The sequence below is a fragment of the Plantibacter sp. genome, assembly GCF_059073635.1.
The window spans coordinates 509,607-526,286 of sequence record NZ_JCACOF010000008.1; the positions used below are offsets into that span (position 1 = coordinate 509,607).

Consider the following 16,680-nt stretch of genomic DNA (forward strand, 5'->3'; position numbering starts at 1 on the left):
CGGCTCGGCGGCGGTCAGGAAGGTCAGCGTCATCCGCAACGGTTCGGCGAACGCCCAGTGGTCTTCGATCGAGGACGGTGCCGGCGGCAGCGGTCGAGCGTCACCGTGCGGTCCAGCGCCGTGAGCCGGGCCTCGGGCGGATACGCACCCAGGAGGGACGTGGCGAGGACGGAGCGGTCGCCCTCGTCGGAGAACCGTGTCCCGCTCGCCGTGAAGGCCCGACCATACGGTTGCTCGACCCCGGCAGGGAGCGGGACGTTGTGGAAGGCGCTCCGCATGGTCCAGATGCCGTAGCGGGTGTCCGGCATGAAGGTGTCGCGGTGGTACACGCCGACACCCACGTCGATGAGGACGGGCTCACCGTCGAGCGAGACGATGACCCCGCCGACGTCGTTGTGGTTGTGGCTGACGTCGTTGTGACCGCCCTTCGCGGCGACCGCCCAGCCGTCCACGCGACCGGCGTGCTCGCGGAACACCGCCACCTCCGTTCCCGGTGCGTACCAGGAGGAGGGCATCCCCGGCGTGGCGTCGCCGGCCGTGGTCCACGCCGGGTCGAGCAGCTCCGCGAGCGTCCGGCGGAACAACGGAGCCAACTGCCCCGAGAAGCCGAGCGGATGCGAGCGCCCCATCCAGCGGGCGTGGGCAGCCACCTCGTCGTCGCCCACGCGCTCGCCGAAGCGGGCGAGCAGGTTCCACGTCGCGTTCGCCGGCAGGCTCGCGGACCCGTCCGAGAAGTTGACCTGTGACGTGGCCGACAGCTGCATGACCATCGGGAACCGGGCCATCGCCGCGACCGGCGGGACCGCGAAGCCGTCGAAGGCGCCGCCCGTCAGGTCGCCGAGCAGGTCGAGGGCCTCGAACAGGGTCGCGCCCGCCCACCACCAGTACGTCGCACCCTCGTCGCAGCTCCCGTCCTCGGCGTACCCGGCACGGAAACGGTCGAGGACGGCGACCGCGCGGTCCACCGACGCCGCCAGCTCGGACCGATCGGTCTCGACCACGGCGGAGCACACGAGCACGTTCGAGACGATCCACGGGGCCCAGTTGTTCGGCGGTCCGTCGAGCCCGTGCCAGAAGTCCACCTCGTCGCGCCACGGGTCCAGGACCCGACGACGGATCTCGGCGTGCACCCGTGCGCGCAGTCCCGGGAAGGTCCGCTCCAGGCGGTCCCCGGCGATCGTGTCGATCGCGGCGAGCATCCCGCCGATGTAGGCGTCCGAGAGGTCGAGCACGTCACGACCGGGGATCGGGAGGAAGGGGCGCTCGCCGGACTCGGGCAGCGCGTAGTGGGAGGGCAGACACCAGGCGGTCAGTTCGCAGAGCCGCCAGACGCGGTCACCGAGCTCGCCGACCCAGGCGTCGTCCCCGGTGGCGCCGAGCGCGAGTGCCGAGGCGGCGACCGAACCGAGGAGGGCCTGCTGCGCCGTCTCGTACGGGGTCCGGTCGCCCTCCGCGCTGTACCGGGCCCAGAGCGACAGCGTCGGCGGGTTGCGGTCCGCCTCCGCGCACCAGCGGTGGGCCGCGTCGACGAGGGCCACCCGGTCGCGCTCGGCGACGCGGCCCCAGGCCTCGCGGTCGTCGACCGACGGTGCGGCGCTCCAGTCCCCGACCCGCAGTGAGCGGCGGGCCCGGTCGTCGAACCGTCCGGCGAAGCTCGTGGTCGTCGGCGCGGTGCGGTCTGTCTCGAGGGTCATGGTCTGGCCTCTGGTGTTCGGTGGTCGGTTCACGCCTGCAGCGCGAGGGCGGCGAGGGTGATCGGTCGATGGAAGGTGCCGAACCGGACGAAGTGCAGGGCCTCGTCGACCGTGTTGGCTGCGAGACGTGCGAGCTCGTTCCCGGCCGAGCCGGCGATGTGCGGCGTGATGACCGTGTTGGGGGTCGACCACAGCCGGGAGGAGGGCGGCAGGATCTCCGGCGAGGTGACGTCGAGGATCGCGACCAGGTCGCCGCGGTCGAGTCGGTCGGCGAGCGCGTCGTGGTCGATGAGGTCGCCTCGGGCGGTGTTGATGACCGTGGTCCCGGGCCGCATCAGCTGGAGGAGGGACCGGTCGACGAGGTGCCTGGTGGAGGGGAGCGCCGGGGCGTGGAGCGTGACGATGTCGCTGTGCGCGGCCAGCTCGTCGAGCGTGACGCAGGGTACCCCGAGGGCCGCCTGCTCCTCGTGGTCGAGGGTCGGATCGGCGACGACGACCCGCACGTCCAGGGAGGCGAGGCGCTCGACGACGAGGCGGCCGATCCGGGAGGCGCCGACGACGCCCACCGTGATCCCGTGGCTGCCGACCGTCGGCCACGCCCGCTCCGCATCGACGGGGGCTCGAGAGGCCCGCAGCGTCTCGGCGGCCCAGAACGTGCGCTTCGCGGCGAGGATCACCATCGCCATCGTGAACTCGGCGACCGGGACCGCGTTGGCCGTCGCACTGGAGGTGAGGGCGACCCGGCGTTCGAGGAGGGCGTCGGTGACGATGCCGCGCACGCTGCCGGCCGAGTGCGCCACGGCCCGGAGTGACGGCAGGGATCGCAGGAGCGTCTCGTCGAGCACGGGGGAGCCCCAGCCCGTCACGAGCACCTCGACCGCGGCCAGCCGGGCGCGGTCCTCCGCGCGCTCGAGCCGGAGCGGGCGGTCCGACGGCAGTCTGGCGTACGGCTCCGACCGCAGGCGGGCGAGGTCCGGCTCGGAGAACACCCGGTCGAAGGTGCCGTCCGGCATGAGGAAGCCGATCGTGCCCGTCCGGGCGCTCTCGCTCTGCGGCATCGTCGCCTCCTGGTCGTCTCGGCAGCAGGCTCAATCCCAATCGGAGCCGCCCGATCGTGTCAAGCACGCCCGTTCAAACGAACAGGAATCGAACAGCGTGGGGCTATCGCGGTGGTGCGGTCGACTCGCGGAGGCTCAGACTCGGCCGCAGGCTCATGTGGCGGGCGGAGAAGCCCTGCTGGGCCGCGGCCGAGATGCGCTCGAAGCACATCGTCGCCGCGAACCGGCCGATGTCGCGTTTGGGCGGCGCGACCGCCGTGAGCGGCACCCGGGCGAGCCCGGCCACCTCGTCGTCGTACGCCACGATCGACAGGTCGTCGGGGATCGAGAGCCCGAAGTCGAGCGCCGCGTCCGCGAACTCGACGGCGTAGTGGTCCGAGTGCATGAACACCGCGGTCGTGCCGGACGCCACGCACGCCTCGAGGTACCGCCTCGTCTGCTCGCCGACGCCGTGCCGGTCGTCGATGATCGCCGTGCTGGCGTCCTCGCGCAGGCCGAGCTGGCGTCGGGCGCGCTCGTAGCCGAGCCGCAACGACGGCGTCGTCGGGGTGTCGAAGGCCGCCATCCCGACCCGCTCGTGACCGAGGGCGGCGAGGTGCCGGAGCGCGATGGCGGCGCCGGCGGCATGGTCGGTGCGCACGAACTCGAGTCCGTCGCCCACCGGGGACTCCGCGACCGAGCGCTCCACGAGGACGACGGGGACCGGTGCGCGCTCGAGGAGCTCGAGCGTCGCGAAGGCGTCGAGGACCGAGGTGGTCACGAGGAGGCCGTCCACCCCGCCGGCCAGCAGTCGCTCGATCTGGTCGCGCTCGCGGGCGGGGTCGTAGCGCGAGACACCGAGGACGATCCGACCGCCGAGCGACTGCGCCCGCTCCACGGCGCCGGCCACGATCGTCGGGAAGTAGTAGCTCGGATCGGGCACGACGAACCCGAAGGTGAACAGGGTGTCGGCCGCACCGGGGGCCGGCGTGGGGCGGGCACCCGGCCGGTGCGGGATGCCCGTGGTCGGCTGCGTGTCGATCGAGACGGCACCGCCGTGCACCCGACGGAGGCGGCCCTGCTCCCCGAGCTCGCGCAGGTCCCGCCGGACGGTCATCGCGGAGATGCCCATGCGCTCGGCGAAGTCGGCCGCGGAGAGACTGCCGTGGATCCGCAGTTCGGCGAGGATGCGGTCGTGTCGTTGCGAGAGCTCCATGATCGACTCCGATGTTCGATATCTGTTCGGATGATTAGATGATCTTGACTTTACTCAACGGCCCCGCGAAAGATTGCCAACGTTCGAGAGAACGACGCGGAAGCACCCGACGGGGCCTCCGCTGCGAGCAAAGGAGCTGCTGTGAGCGCGACGACGACCGATCGGCCGGAGACCATCCGACCACCGATCGCACCCGCAGGGTCCGGCGGCCGGCCGACGAAGCGCAAGGTGCCGTTCGGGATGCAGTTCCGTCGCGACTCGCCACTGCTCATCATGGTGACGCCGGCGGTCGTGCTGCTGCTGCTGTTCGTCTACATCCCGCTGCTCGGGAACGTCATCGCGTTCATGGACTACCAGCCGTACATCCCGATCCCGGACAGCCCGTGGGTGGGCTTCGCCAACTTCTCGGCGCTCTTCGGCGATCCGGCGTTCTGGAACGCGGTCTCCAACACCCTCCAGATCACGTTCATCCAGCTGGTCCTCTTCTTCCCGGTCCCCATCGCGCTGGCCATCTTCATCCACTCGCTGACCTGGCCCTGGCTCCGCTCCATCGTGCAGTCGGTGCTCTACCTGCCGCACTTCCTGTCCTGGGTCATCGTCGTCGGCTTCTTCCAGCAGAGCCTCGGATCGGGAGGGGTGCTCAACACCTGGCTGCGGCAGCTCGACCTCGGGACCGTCTCCGTCATGTCCGACCCGGCCACCTTCAAGCTCCTGCTGTCCTCGCAGGTGATCTGGAAGGACGCGGGCTGGGGCACCATCATCTTCCTCGCGGCGCTCGCGGCCATCGACGACTCGCTCTACGAGGCCGCCGCCATCGACGGAGCGGGCGCCTGGAGCCGGTTCTGGCACATCACCCTGCCCGGGATCCGGCCCATCATCGTGCTGCTGCTCATCCTGCGGCTCGGCGAGGCGCTGTCCGTCGGCTTCGAGCAGATCATCCTGCAACGCAACGCCGTCGGCCCCGGAGCCGCCGAAGTGCTCGACACCTACGTCTACTACCACGGCGTCATCGACGGGAACTGGAGTACCGGCATCGCCGCCGGCCTCATCAAGGGTCTCGTCGGTCTCGTCCTCATCCTCGTCGCCAACAAGGCGGCGCACATGCTCGGCGAGCAGGGAGTGTATTCCAAATCATGAGCACCATCGTCCGACCGGTCTGGGCGGGGAAACCGAAGCCCGTCGTCCTCGCGCTCAAGGCGCTCGCGATCGTCATGATCCTCGCCGTCATCCTGTTCCCGTTCCTCATCGTGGTCTCCACGAGTGTGTCGACCGCCGAGGACGTCACGGCCGCCGGTGGCTACGTCGTGTGGCCCAAGTCCTTCACGCTCGACGCGTACCAGCAGATCCTCGCCGGCGGGCGTGGTCACCCGCGCGATCCTGGTGACGCTGTTCGTGACCGTCGTCGGCACGCTCATCAGCCTCGTCTGCACCGTGTCGGCCGCGTGGGCCCTCAGCCGGCGCTCGTTCTTCCAGCGCCCCGTGCTGATGATCGTGCTCGCCACGTTCCTCTTCACCCCGGGACTCATCCCGCTGTACCTGATGGTGAAGCAGCTCGGCCTGCTCGACAACGTCTGGGCGCTCATCCTGCCCGGTGCGTTCAGCGTGTTCAACATGGTGGTCGTCCGCGGCTTCATGATGGGCATCCCGCAGGAGCTCATCGACAGCGCGAAGATCGACGGCGCCGGGGAGTTCCGCATCCTCGGCACGATCGTCCTGCCGCTGTCCCGCGCGGTGATCGCCGTCGTCGCCCTCTTCTACGCGGTCGGGTACTGGAACGCGTTCTTCAACGCGCTGCTGTACATCAACGACACCTCCAAGTGGACGCTCCAGCTCGTCCTGCGCACCTACGTGCTGCAAGGGTCCTCGCTCGTCGGTGGAGCTTCGGACGCCTCGGTGCTGCCACCGGCCGAGTCCCTGCAGATGGCCGTCGTGCTCATCGCCATCGTCCCGATCCTCATCGCCTACCCACTCGTGCAACGCCACCTCACGAAGGGTGTGCTGACCGGCGCCGTCAAGGGCTGACCGGTCCGCACACCTCCACCCGGCACCGTCGCCGGGACCTCACCCGCGCCCCTGGCGCCAGCCCCACCTCGAAGGAGACCACGATGAACGACACCACCTCCGGCCTGTCACGCCGCACCTTCCTCACCGCGGCCGGCGTCGGCCTCGCCGTCCTCGGCCTCGGTTCCGCGCTCGCCGGCTGCACGCCAGGCGGCGCGACGTCCGGTGCCGCGGGTTCCGGAGCCCTCGTCCCGCTGCCCACGTACGTGCCGATCACGAAGGGACCGACCCCGGACCTCGCCGGCTCGGCCACGGTCCAGCCCGTCTACCTCTCGGCACCGAAGGAGGCCGAGCTCTTCACCTCGGTGTCCGGGAAGGCCGCCGTGAGCGGCACGGTGTCCGGCTTCGTCATCTCGTACAGCCCGCCGGCACCCGCGTCGAACAGCTACCTCCAGGCGGCCGAGCAGGAACTCGGCTGCAAGCTCGACCTGCAGGTGGTCCCGGCCGACTCGTTCGCGCCCAAGTTCGCGACGGTCATGGCCGGCGGCAGTGTGCCGGACCTCGTCGAGTTCCTCGCGTTCCAGCTGCCGCCGTCCTACCCGCAGCTGCTGAAGGCCCAGTTCGCGGACCTGTCCGACCACCTCTCGGGCGACAAGGTGAAGGCGTACCCCAACCTCGCGAACCTGCCCACCCCGTCCTGGGAGGGCTGCCGGATCAACGGCCGGATCTACGGCGTCCCGGTGAACCGCCCGCCGTTCGGCAACATGCTCATCTCCCGACCGGACGTCATCAAGGACCTCACGGGAGCGGAACCCGCTCCGAAGACGAAGGACGAGTTCACCGAGCTCTGCAAGGCGGTCACCGACGCCAAGCGCAACCGGTACGCGATCAGCGGGCAGAGCAACGGCGACAGCGTCGACTGGGGGTACGACTTCATGGGCGCGATGTTCGGGGTGCCGAACGGTTGGGAGCTGCAGGGCTCGAAGCTCGTCCACAAGTGGGAGTCGGACCGCTGGCTCGAGACGCTGTCGTACATCAAGGAGTTGAAGGACGCCGGGTACTACCACCCGGACACCCCGAGCATCTCCGGCTCCCAGGCGAAGACCTACATGGCCAACGGCACGGTGCTCATGCACCAGGACGGCATCTCGGCGATCATCGACCCCAGTGCCCCCGAGGGCGTGGTCTACGACGCGATCCTCCCGTTCGCGGCGGACGGCGGCGACGGCATCGTCTACCAGGGCTCGTCGATGTTCTCCTTCACCGCCATCAAGCAGGCGGACGACGCTCGGGTGAAGGAACTGCTGACGCTGCTCAACCACCTCGCGGCGCCCTACGGCAGCACCGAGGGGTTCTTCCTCCAGTACGGCCGGGCCGGCGAGCACCACACGCGTGAAGCGGACGGTCGCGTCGTCCTGACCGAGGCGGGTTCGGCACAGATCGGCCCCACCTCGCTGAACCGACTCGCCGCTGCACCGCAGATCCTCGCGAGCGCGGTGCCGATGGAGGAGCGGCTGCGGCGCTCGCACGAGTGGCAGCAGAAGGCCTCACCGATGCTCCAGAAGAGCCCGATCACCGGGCTGTACTCGGAGACCGCCGGGCAAGACGTCGTCGGCGACGAACGCCCTGTCGTCGACGATGAACGAGTACATCCTCGGCCGGACCGGTTTCGACGCCGTGAAGTCGGGCATCGCCTCGTGGAAGAAGTCGACGAACGACAAGGTCCGTGCGGAGTACCAGGAGCAGCTCGAGAAGCTGTCCTGAGGGGTTGCGTCAGCGCGGTGCGCTGGCGTGAGCGCGGGTTTGTGGGCGTGAGCGCGGGTCGCGCGCGTGAGCGCGGGTCTCTGGAGGGGCGCGCTCGCGGGTGTGGGGTGCGGTGGAGCCGGTTGGGGCGATGTCGCGTCAGCGCACCGCGCTGGCCTCAACGAGGAGACGGGTCGGGGTGCACCTCAGGCGGGGAACCCGGTGGACTCGCCCTCGATGAGCTCGCCGTCCACGAAGTGCACCCCCGGGACGTAGGTGCCGCCGGCGATCGCGTCGGCGAGGTACGTGGCCGCGGCACGACCGACGTCGTGGAGGAGCGGGTCGATCGTCGTGAGGGTCCGGTCCCGTTGGCCCATGAGGCCCGCGAGGTTGTCCATTCCGACGACGGCGATGTCCTCGGGCACCCGGCGACCGGCCTCCCGGAAGACCTCGATGGCCGCGAGCGCGATGGTGTCGTTCGCGCAGAACACCGCATCGACGTCGTGTCCGGCCTCGAGCAGCCGCTGTGCCGCCCGACGCCCCCAGCCCCGGGACCAGTCGCCGTGCAGCCCCGTGCCGCCGACCAGCTCGACGCCAGCCTCGTCGAGCGCGCGATGCAGACCCTCCGCCCGGTCGTGGGCGGAGCGGTCGTCGAGCGATGCGCCGATGTGCGCGATGCGACGGCGACCGAGGCCCAGCAGATGCCGTCCAGCGAGCTCGCCGGCCAGCCGGCCGTTGTGCAGGAAGGAGGCGTCTTCGGGATCGTCCGAGGCACCGTAGGCGTAGACGACGGGCACCGCGAACCCGTCGGTGACCGAGCGCATCTCGGTCCCGCTCCCGTCGCCGATGACGAGGAGGCCGTCGACGTTGCGGGCGCGCAGTTTCCGGACGGTCGCGGCCATGAGCGAACGGTCGAGACGGGAGTCGGACACGAGGACCGACAGGTCGCGGGCACCGAGGGTCGTCGTCGCGGCGGTGAGGACCGGCATCGTGAACGCGCCGGGGGCGTTGAGCGTCAGCACACCGATCGTCGCGCTACGTCCCTGCGCGAGGAACTGGCCGAGGGCGTTCGGCTGGTAGTCCAGTCGCGCCGCGGCCTCGAGGATGCGTTCGCGCGTGGCGTCCGAGGCCTTGCCCTGACCACGCAAGACCTTCGATGCGGTCGAGACGGAGACCCCGGCGATGGCGGCCACATCCTGCAGGGAAATCGCTTTTCTAGACATCGCGGATCGATTGTACCGGGCGGCGATCCCGACGCTCATCCGAGGTGGTGGACGTCGAGGTCGAACCGGGTCGAGCGCTCCTCGCCGACCGCGAGGCGCACCGAACCGACGCCGTCGGCCGGATCGCCGTACGGGTCGGATGCCGGCTCCAGGCCGACGGCGTCACCGGCACCCCACCAGGGGAACCCGCGCTCGCCCCGGCGCTCCTGCCAGACGAACACCCGGGGATGGACGCTGACGTCGAAGCCGAGTCGCAGCCCGACGCCGCCGGAGCGGGATCGGAGTTCGACCGCCCCGGTCGTAACCGGCAGGTCCAGGAACGCGGAGCCCGGTGCCGACACGAGACCGACCTCGCCGCCGTCGACGAGGAGCTCCGCGTCGTCGAACAGCTCGCCCGCGAAGGCGGGGTGTTCGACCCACATCAGGCGGGTCGCGTTCATCCCGACGTTGCGCAGCACGGTCTCGACCGTGACCCGGCCCGCGGTCACGGACACCGTCCTGACGACCCGGACGGGCACGGTGCGCAGCAGCACGTCGGCGACCACCGTGTCACCGTCCTGCCGCAGCGACCAGGTCCGCCAGGCGGCCTCGCCGTGGAAGGGCTGCTCGACGGGCGCCCGCGGATCGGGATCGCCCGCCGACGGCAGCAGCACGTGCCAGCCACCCGCGTAGTCACGGTGCCAGAGGGCGCTCGAGGAGGACATGCTCCACTCGGATCGGCCGGCGTCGGCCCACGGCGTCCGGTACAGCAGCTCCAGACCGGTCGCCTCGAGGAGGATCGAGTCGATCCGTGCGCCGAGGGCGGCGACCCGGATCCGGAGGCCGTGGGCTCGGATCGTCACGGACGCGGACTCGGTGGCCGAGGTCACGCTGCGGACGTCCCGTCCTGGAGGCGGATCACGAACAACGCGTCGCCCGGGAACTCGGGCTGCTCGAGGCGGATGCCGCCCGTGCCGTCCTCGCTCACGACCGCGCTCCACGTCGCGGCGTCCTGCCGGCGCGCGTCGAGGTCGTAGACGGCGACCGACGCCACCGAAGCAGGATCGAGTCGACACGTCAGCGCGAATGCCGACGGCGCGTACACGGCGACGAGGTCTTCGTCCACCCGGCCCGCCACGGCGCCCGAGGGTTCGGGGTCGAGGAGTGAGCCGTCCTCACGCAGTTCGGACAGCCCCTCGGCCTCGACGACCCGTCGGAGGAACCCGACGTCGTCCGCTCCGGGGAAGTCGAGTGCGACGGCGGCCGGGAACGGGACGCCGTGGACCGCCTCGGCCGTGAACGCGCTGCCGCGACGGTGCCACGACCACACGCCGTGCGCGCCGTAGCCGAGTCCGGCCGCAGCGCCTGCCACGACACCCGTCCAGCTCGCCCGCCGGACGTCCGCCCGCGAGTGCCTCGCGCGGCCGGCGAACCGACCGAGGCCTTCGTAGCAGGGTTCCAGATCGATGATCGGCCTCGTGACCGCGAGCCCGTCCACGTATCGGGTGAGGGTCTGCGGCAGGGTGTCCCAGTCCTCGTTGTGTCCGGACTGCAGGCCGTGCAGGTCGAGCAGCGGACCGTTCGCGAGGTCTTCCGGCATGCGGGCGGTCGGCGTGCTGTGCCAGGTGACGAGCGCCTCCGGTACCAGGCGGCGGACCTCGGACGCGGCGAGGCTGTAGCGGGCGATGGCCTCATCGGCGTCGAGGTCGTCGTCGCCAGACACGATCCAGATCGGTTCGAACCGTGCGAACCGCTCGACCGAGTCGCGCACGTGGTCGAGCGTCTGCTGCTCATCGAGCACCAGCTGAGGCGTGAGGCCCGCTCCCCAGGTCGCCGGGACGAAGTTGTTCCACAACAGGACCAGCATCGGCGTGAACCCGTGCTCGACCGCCTGCTCGAGGAGCCGGATCGCGCGCGGCCAGTAGTCGGGATCGCCCCCGGCCAGGTCCAGACGCCCGTCGACGACGGCGTAGGGCGAACGGCCACCCTCCGACCGGTCGTGCTCGATCGGCAGCACGCTGATGAGCAGGGCGGTGAAGCCCTGACGGCGCCGACGGACGAGGTAGTCGGACCACTCCTCGTCCGTCGGACCACTGAACGCGGCCCAGACGGTGTCGGCGAGGAGGAACGACGGCAGGCCGTCGCGCAGCAGGGCGCGACGGGAGGGGGAGACGGACCAACGGGGCATGGGTGGGTGCGCTTTCGGAGGGTGACGGGCAGACGGAGGAGAACGGGGTGTGAGTGTTCAGGGGGCGATGAGGCCACCGTCGGGGGCGCGCACACCGGCCGCCCAGGCGTCGTGGCCGGAGACACCCGCGGGATACCTGGCGGCCTCGCGCTCGTCCAGGTCCATGCCCCATCCCGGGGCGTCGCTCGGCGTCAGCCAACCGTCGACGATGTCGAGCATGCCCGGGAACACCTCGTGGCAGGCCTCGGAGTACCGGTGGCCCTCCTGGACGCCGAACGCGGGGCTCGAGACGTCGAGGGCGACCGCGGCCGCGACGGCGAACGGCGACGCATCGCCGGGGGAGTGCCAGGCGGTCCGGACGCCCTCGATGTCCGCGAACGTGGCGAGTCGCCGACCGGCGCTCAGGCCTCCGATGTCGGAGAGGTGGCAGCGGATGAAGTCGACGGCGTGGGTGCGGATGAGGCGGGCCGCCTCGGTGAACGACGTCGCCAGCTCGCCGACCGCGAGGGGGACGGGCGACGCGGCGGCCACCTCGGGCAGCCGATCCCAGTGCTCCGGAGCCAGGACGTCCTCCACGAAGAACGGGCGGTACGGCTCGAGCGCCCGGGTGAGGGCGATCGCCTGGCGCGGCGTGAGCCGGGAGTGCACGTCGTGGAGGAGTTCGACCTCGTCGCCCAAGAGCTCGCGCATGCGTTCGAAGAGACGCGGGGTCCGCCGGAGGTACTCCTCCACGCGCCACCCCTGCGGGTGCTTGGCCCAGGTGTACGGGTCGGCGGCCGGCGGTGCTCCGTAGTGGCCGATCCCGGCCTGTCCCGTCTGCACCCGGATGTGCCGGAGGCCCTCCTCCTGCAGCTGCTCGGCATGGGCCGCCGTGGCCTCGGGGTCGGCACCCTCGGCGTGCAGGTACACGTCGGCCGCGGCCCGGACCCGGCCACCGAGGAGCTCGTACACGGGCATCCCGGCCCGCTTGCCGGCGATGTCCCACAGGGCCATGTCGATCCCTGACAGCGCGTTGTTGCCGACGGGCCCCTCGCGCCAGTACGCGGAGAAGCGGATCAACCGGCCGAGGTCCTCGATGTCACCGGGGTACCGTCCGACGAGGAGTGGCCGGAGGTGGTCGAGGTAGGCGACGACGGCACGCCAGCGCTGGGTGAAGGTCGCACAGCCGAGACCGTAGAGCCCGTCGTCGCTCGTGAGCACCTTCACCACGACGAGCGGGATGCCCTCGGGAGCGGTGACCACCGCGCGGACGTCGGTGATGCGCACATCGTCCCGCGGGATCCACGGCTGGGCGAAGGTGGTCGGGGTGGCGTCGGTCATCGGAGGTTCCTCAGCGGGGTCTCGGGGTCGGACTGCGCGACGGCGGTCCCGTCGTGCAGGGATTCGAGCGGATGGAAGCCGAGGGCCCGCTCCGCGGTCGTCGTGTCGATCAGGGCTCCCGTGTCGGCCACCGGCCGGGTGATCGGGACACCGGGTGTGTAGCGATCGGCCAGCTCCTGCGTCGTGCCGCCGAGCAGCGTGTCCGCGGCACTCAGGCCGGCGACGAGTACGCCGTCGGTCGGCGCCTCGAGCCCGCGCAGGACCGCGCGGACGGCGTCGCCCATTGTGAGGTAGGCCCAGCCCTCGCGCGCCATGGCCGCGGGGTCGCGGGCGATCTCCTGGGCGACGTCGCGCAAGACGGACGGCCACTTCACGAGCGGGAAGCGCAGGGCGACCACGTCGATGCCGTGGCGGCGGTGGGCGTAGGCGGCGGTCTGCTCGTCGACCGACTTGGAGAGTGAGTACGCGTCGGCGATGTCCGCGGGGGTGTGCTCGTCCAACGGGAAGGACGGCGGCCACGTCCCATGCGGGTTGTTGGGGTACCCGAGCGCGTTGATGCTGCTCGCGATGACCGCTCGCCGCACGCCGCGCTGTCCGGCCTGCTCGAGCACGTTGAACGTGGAGTCGGTGTTCACCCGGAACACCTCGTACGGCGTTCCGAGCGAGGGGTGCGGGATGGCGGCGAAGTGCGCGACCGCGTCGACGTCGTCCAGCGCGGCGGCGACGTCGGCCACCGAGGTCGTGTCGCCGACGAACAGCCGGTCGGCGGGGTGCTGGGATCCGAAGCCGAGCGACAGGGCGGAGACCTCGTAACCCGCGCGGACCAGGGCGTGGCTCACGGCGCGGCCGATCTCGCCGTCGGCACCGGTGACCAGGACGCGGGTCATCCCTTCACCCCGCCGGCCATGCTCGCACCACGGAGGAACTGCCGCTGGAACACCAGGAACAGCACCACCGGGATGATGAGCGACAGGAACAGGGCCGCCATCTGCACGCTGAGTTCCGTCTGGGCCGCGAGTCGTGGCAGCGCCACCGACACCGGTTGGCGGTCGGGGTCCGGCAGCACGAGGAGCGGCCACAGGTAGTCCTTCCACGAGGCGACCACGGCCAGCAGTCCGACGACGCCCAGGATCGGGCGCGACAGCGGCAGCACGATGCTCCAGAGGATCCGTAGGGCGCCGGCGCCGTCGATCCGCGCCGCGTCGTAGAGGTCGGCGGGGATCGACTCGAGGAAGCGGGCGATGATGAGGACGTTGAACGCCGTCGCCGCGGCCGGCAGCCAGACCGCCCACGGCGTGTTCAGGAGGGAGACGCCGAGGACCGGCAGCTCGCGGACCGTGAGGTACAGCGGAACGAGCGCGACGATGCCCGGGACGAAGAGCGTGGCGAGGATGGCCGCCGAGAAGAAGCGGCCCCACCGGGGCCGGAGCACCGTGATGACGAAGGCGGCGCTGGTGGAGACCACGAGGGTCGCGACGGTCGCTCCGAGGGCGAGCACCGCGGTGTTCCACAGGTAGTGGCCGATCCGCCCGCGTTCCCAGGCGATGCCGATGTTCTCCCACTGCACGACACCGCTGCTGAAGAACGCGAACGGCTCTCGGATGAGGTCCTGGGTCGGTGACACGGCCGCCAGGGCGAGCCACACGAGCGGACCGAGACCCGCGACGACGAGGCCGAGGAGGACGACGACCTGCCCGATGAGCAGCGAGACGCGGACGACGGGACGACGGCGGTCGGTGTCGGAGATGTTGGACCGGCCGACGGCGTCGCGCTCGGTTCGGGCGGCGCGCTTGGCGCTGCGGGCGGGTGCGGGCGCACTCATGAGGCACTCCAACGGCGGGTGAGACGGGCGTAGACGAGGGCGAAGACCGCGAGGACGGCTGCGAGCAGGACGCTCAGGGCGGTCGCGGCGCCGTAGTCCACGCGCACGAAGGCGTAGTCGTAGATGGTCATCAGCAGGGTCCTGGTGGCACCGAGTGGTCCGCCGCCGGTGAAGAGGAAGGGTTCGGTGAAGATCTGCATCGTGCCGATCACCTGGAGGAGCAGCATTGTGCCGATGATGCCGCGCATCTGCGGCAGGGCGACGTGCCAGACGCGGCGCCAGATGCCCGCGCCGTCGAGTTCGGCCGCCTCGTAGAGTTCGGCCGGGATGCTCGAGAGCGCGGCGATGTAGATGATGACCGCGGTCCCGGCGCCGGCCCAGGTGGTCTCGAGGACGATCGACGGCATCGCGAGGGTCGGCGAGGTGAGCCACGGTACCGGTCCGATGCCGAAGACGCCGAGGACCGCGTTGAAGACCCCGTCCTCACTCGGCTCGTAGAAGAACTTCCAGAGCAGGATGGCGACGACCGGTGGCACCATGACGGGGAGGTAGGCGAGGGCGCTGAAGTACCAGCGGTGGCCGCGGAGCTCGGAGATGAACACGGCCAGGGCCAGCGGGACCGGGAAGCCGAAGAGGATCGCGAGACCGGTGTAGAGGAGCGTGTTGAGGGTCGCCTGCGGCAGGTTCGGATCGCTCAGCACGTAGCTGAAGTTCTCCACCCCGACCCAGGTGGACGTCTGTCCTGGGGTGATGTCCTGGACGCTCATCACGAGCGAGGAGAGGATCGGACCCCACGAGAAGTAGAGGTAGACGAGGATCGCCGGCAGGGCGATGCCGAGGGCGACGAGACCCGGGCGGGCGCGTCGCCACCGGCGTGTGGCCGCGGGCGTGCGCGCGGCCGATGACGGACCCGGCTGCGGTCGCTTGATGGTCTGGAACATGGGGTCCTCCTGGGACCGGGGCGGGCGCGTGGCCCGCCCCGGCGGGTCGTCAGCGCGTCAGTCGGCCCTGGACGTCGGTGCTCGCCTGCGAGAGCAGGCTGTCGATGTCGGCGTTCCGGTCGGTCAGCACGGTCTGGATGACGGTGTCGAGCGCGCCGTAGACCTCCTGCGCGTTGTTGACCGGCTCGGCGACGACCGGGATCTCCGCCGAGGCGTCGAGGTAGGGCGTGAAGTTCGCCGACGGCACGTTGATGTAGTCGGCGATCCAGTCGAAGTAGGTGTCGTACGCCTCCTCGTTCACCACCGCGAGGCCGGGGAGGCCTGTGACGGATCCGGCCTCGTTCGAGGCCTTGGCGTCGGCGACGGCGGTGTCCTGGTCGAAGTAGCGCTGCAGGTAGAGGAAGCTGATCCACTTCACCGCGGCGGTGCGCTCGGCGTCGGTCGCGTTCGGGCCTACGATCTGGACACTGCCACCGGAGAGGGTGCCGTTCGATCCGCCGTCCTGCGGCATCCCACCGATGCCGAAGTCCTCGGCGGGGAGCTTGAGGTTCTGCACGACGCCGTAGTAGCGGTCGCTGGCTCCGATCATCATGCCGATCTTGCCCGCGGCGAAGTCCTGGCCCTGCGAGTCGGCGTCGTAGAGGGTGTTCGCGGGCAGGGTGCCGTCCTCGAACTGCATGGCCTGCAGGAGGGCGAGCGCGTCGGCGGAGGGCGTGTCGTCGAAGGTGGCCTTCGTGCCGTCCGCGTTCTCGACGGTCCCGCCGAAGGAGTAGGTCATGCCGGTGAACTGCCACCCGCCCGTGTTGGCGGTCGTGAGGACCGAGAAGCCGGCGGCGCCGGTCTTCGCGGTGATCTGCTGCGCGGCCGTGCGGACCTCGTCCCACGTGGTCGGCGGTGCGTCGGGGTCGAGCCCGGCCGCGGTGAACAGGGCGCGGTTGTACACGAGGCCGAACGAGTAGGCGTTCGTGGGGACGCCGTAGGCCTTGCCGTCCGCATCGGAGGCGAGCTTCAGGATCGCCGGGTTCAGCGAGTCGAGCAGGCCCTCGGACTCCAGGGTGTCGGTGAGGTCGGCGGCCTGGCCGCGCTTGATGAGCCCCTGCGGTTCGGTGAGGGGGACGCTCAGGACGTCCGGAAGGCTGCCGCCGGCCGCGAGGGCCTGGAAGGTCGTCGGGTCGTAGGCGGTCTCGACCGCCTGCACGTCGATGTCGGGGTTGGCCTCTTCGAACGCTGAGACGCGTTCGTCGAAGTACTTGCGGTCCTCGGGGCGGTCCGCCGACGGGCGGTCGCCGACCTCGATGGTGGTCTTGCCGTCGGTCGATTCCGACGATTGCGGCGAACAGCCCGCCGCTGCGACGGCGATACCGCCGATCACCAGCACAGCCGCTGCTGTGCGGATGCGTCCAGTCATGTGAACTCCTTCGTTCGATGCTCGGGTGAGAGGAAAAGCGATTGCTCTATCGATGTCTAGCAGGTCCGACGACGGTTCGTCAAAGCGGGATGTCTTCGAGCTCTCGTT

At 70.7% G+C, this 16,680-nt stretch carries 14 protein-coding genes and 1 pseudogene; 4 read left to right on the top strand and 11 right to left on the bottom strand.

The features are described 5' to 3' along the window. Window positions 1–29: 29 nt before the first annotated feature. The 3 genes from AC5JOC_RS09725 to AC5JOC_RS09735 form a co-directional block, all read right to left on the bottom strand. The gene (locus tag AC5JOC_RS09725; protein ID WP_494246321.1) at window positions 30–1,694 is read right to left on the bottom strand and encodes a hypothetical protein; all 1,665 of its coding nucleotides are present in this window, start codon (window positions 1,692–1,694) and stop codon (window positions 30–32) included. A gap of 29 nt (window positions 1,695–1,723) precedes the next feature. Further along, window positions 1,724–2,752, bottom strand: coding sequence for a hydroxyacid dehydrogenase (locus AC5JOC_RS09730; RefSeq protein WP_494246322.1), 1,029 nt, complete (start codon window positions 2,750–2,752; stop codon window positions 1,724–1,726). 103 nt (window positions 2,753–2,855) lie between these two features. Beyond that, window positions 2,856–3,947, bottom strand: a complete 1,092-nt coding sequence (locus tag AC5JOC_RS09735; RefSeq protein ID WP_124768321.1) for a substrate-binding domain-containing protein — start codon at window positions 3,945–3,947, stop codon at window positions 2,856–2,858. Window positions 3,948–4,088: 141 nt separating this feature from the next. Here AC5JOC_RS09735 and AC5JOC_RS09740 point away from each other — a divergent pair, with 141 nt between their 5' ends. From AC5JOC_RS09740 to AC5JOC_RS09755, 4 genes and pseudogenes are all read left to right on the top strand, one after another. Then, window positions 4,089–5,084, top strand: a complete 996-nt coding sequence (locus tag AC5JOC_RS09740; RefSeq protein WP_338000138.1) for an ABC transporter permease — start codon at window positions 4,089–4,091, stop codon at window positions 5,082–5,084. A 222-nt stretch (window positions 5,085–5,306) separates the two neighbouring features. Continuing rightward, complete coding sequence (locus AC5JOC_RS09745; protein WP_494246323.1) at window positions 5,307–5,969, top strand: carbohydrate ABC transporter permease; 663 nt, start codon at window positions 5,307–5,309, stop codon at window positions 5,967–5,969. Window positions 5,970–6,052: 83 nt separating this feature from the next. Next, window positions 6,053–7,207: pseudogene (locus AC5JOC_RS09750) on the top strand (extracellular solute-binding protein); the annotation flags it as partial. A gap of 379 nt (window positions 7,208–7,586) precedes the next feature. After that, window positions 7,587–7,712, top strand: coding sequence for a hypothetical protein (locus AC5JOC_RS09755; protein ID WP_494246324.1), 126 nt, complete (start codon window positions 7,587–7,589; stop codon window positions 7,710–7,712). Window positions 7,713–7,897: 185 nt separating this feature from the next. On the opposite strand, the gene AC5JOC_RS09760 is transcribed toward AC5JOC_RS09755, so the two are convergent. From AC5JOC_RS09760 to AC5JOC_RS09795, 8 genes are read right to left on the bottom strand one after another with little or no spacing between them, the layout of a single operon-like run. After that, the gene (locus AC5JOC_RS09760) at window positions 7,898–8,914 is read right to left on the bottom strand and encodes a LacI family DNA-binding transcriptional regulator (protein WP_494246325.1); all 1,017 of its coding nucleotides are present in this window, start codon (window positions 8,912–8,914) and stop codon (window positions 7,898–7,900) included. 35 nt (window positions 8,915–8,949) lie between these two features. Then, window positions 8,950–9,783, bottom strand: coding sequence for an aldose epimerase family protein (locus AC5JOC_RS09765; protein WP_494246326.1), 834 nt, complete (start codon window positions 9,781–9,783; stop codon window positions 8,950–8,952). After that, complete coding sequence (locus AC5JOC_RS09770) at window positions 9,780–11,081, bottom strand: apiosidase-like domain-containing protein (RefSeq protein WP_064295930.1); 1,302 nt, start codon at window positions 11,079–11,081, stop codon at window positions 9,780–9,782. Before AC5JOC_RS09770 ends, AC5JOC_RS09765 begins: the two co-directional genes overlap by 4 nt. Window positions 11,082–11,138: 57 nt before the next feature. After that, entirely contained in the window at window positions 11,139–12,401 is a 1,263-nt protein-coding gene (locus AC5JOC_RS09775) for an enolase C-terminal domain-like protein (protein WP_494246327.1), read from the bottom strand. Next, on the bottom strand, window positions 12,398–13,288 hold the full coding sequence (locus AC5JOC_RS09780) for an NAD-dependent epimerase/dehydratase family protein (protein ID WP_494246328.1): 891 nt from the start codon (window positions 13,286–13,288) through the stop codon (window positions 12,398–12,400). Before AC5JOC_RS09780 ends, AC5JOC_RS09775 begins: the two co-directional genes overlap by 4 nt. Beyond that, entirely contained in the window at window positions 13,285–14,223 is a 939-nt protein-coding gene (locus tag AC5JOC_RS09785) for a carbohydrate ABC transporter permease (RefSeq protein ID WP_494246329.1), read from the bottom strand. The genes AC5JOC_RS09780 and AC5JOC_RS09785 overlap by 4 nt, the downstream gene beginning before the upstream one ends. Next, window positions 14,220–15,164: a carbohydrate ABC transporter permease gene (locus tag AC5JOC_RS09790; protein ID WP_494246330.1), complete on the bottom strand. Its 945-nt coding sequence runs from the start codon at window positions 15,162–15,164 to the stop codon at window positions 14,220–14,222. The genes AC5JOC_RS09785 and AC5JOC_RS09790 overlap by 4 nt, the downstream gene beginning before the upstream one ends. A 49-nt stretch (window positions 15,165–15,213) precedes the next feature. Next, complete coding sequence (locus AC5JOC_RS09795) at window positions 15,214–16,572, bottom strand: extracellular solute-binding protein (RefSeq protein WP_494246331.1); 1,359 nt, start codon at window positions 16,570–16,572, stop codon at window positions 15,214–15,216. Window positions 16,573–16,680 lie beyond the last annotated feature (108 nt).

What these genes read in the sequence shown, in the direction of transcription:
- AC5JOC_RS09725 (WP_494246321.1), bottom strand. Translation starts at nt 1,694, where the DNA reads ATGACCCTCGAGACAGACCGCACCGCGCCGACGACCACGAGCTTCGCC.
- AC5JOC_RS09730 (WP_494246322.1), bottom strand. Translation starts at nt 2,752, where the DNA reads ATGCCGCAGAGCGAGAGCGCCCGGACGGGCACGATCGGCTTCCTCATG.
- AC5JOC_RS09735 (WP_124768321.1), bottom strand. Translation starts at nt 3,947, where the DNA reads ATGGAGCTCTCGCAACGACACGACCGCATCCTCGCCGAACTGCGGATC.
- AC5JOC_RS09755 (WP_494246324.1), top strand. Translation starts at nt 7,587, where the DNA reads ATGAACGAGTACATCCTCGGCCGGACCGGTTTCGACGCCGTGAAGTCG.
- AC5JOC_RS09760 (WP_494246325.1), bottom strand. Translation starts at nt 8,914, where the DNA reads ATGTCTAGAAAAGCGATTTCCCTGCAGGATGTGGCCGCCATCGCCGGG.
- AC5JOC_RS09770 (WP_064295930.1), bottom strand. Translation starts at nt 11,081, where the DNA reads ATGCCCCGTTGGTCCGTCTCCCCCTCCCGTCGCGCCCTGCTGCGCGAC.
- AC5JOC_RS09775 (WP_494246327.1), bottom strand. Translation starts at nt 12,401, where the DNA reads ATGACCGACGCCACCCCGACCACCTTCGCCCAGCCGTGGATCCCGCGG.
- AC5JOC_RS09780 (WP_494246328.1), bottom strand. Translation starts at nt 13,288, where the DNA reads ATGACCCGCGTCCTGGTCACCGGTGCCGACGGCGAGATCGGCCGCGCC.
- AC5JOC_RS09785 (WP_494246329.1), bottom strand. Translation starts at nt 14,223, where the DNA reads ATGAGTGCGCCCGCACCCGCCCGCAGCGCCAAGCGCGCCGCCCGAACC.
- AC5JOC_RS09790 (WP_494246330.1), bottom strand. Translation starts at nt 15,164, where the DNA reads ATGTTCCAGACCATCAAGCGACCGCAGCCGGGTCCGTCATCGGCCGCG.
- AC5JOC_RS09795 (WP_494246331.1), bottom strand. Translation starts at nt 16,572, where the DNA reads ATGACTGGACGCATCCGCACAGCAGCGGCTGTGCTGGTGATCGGCGGT.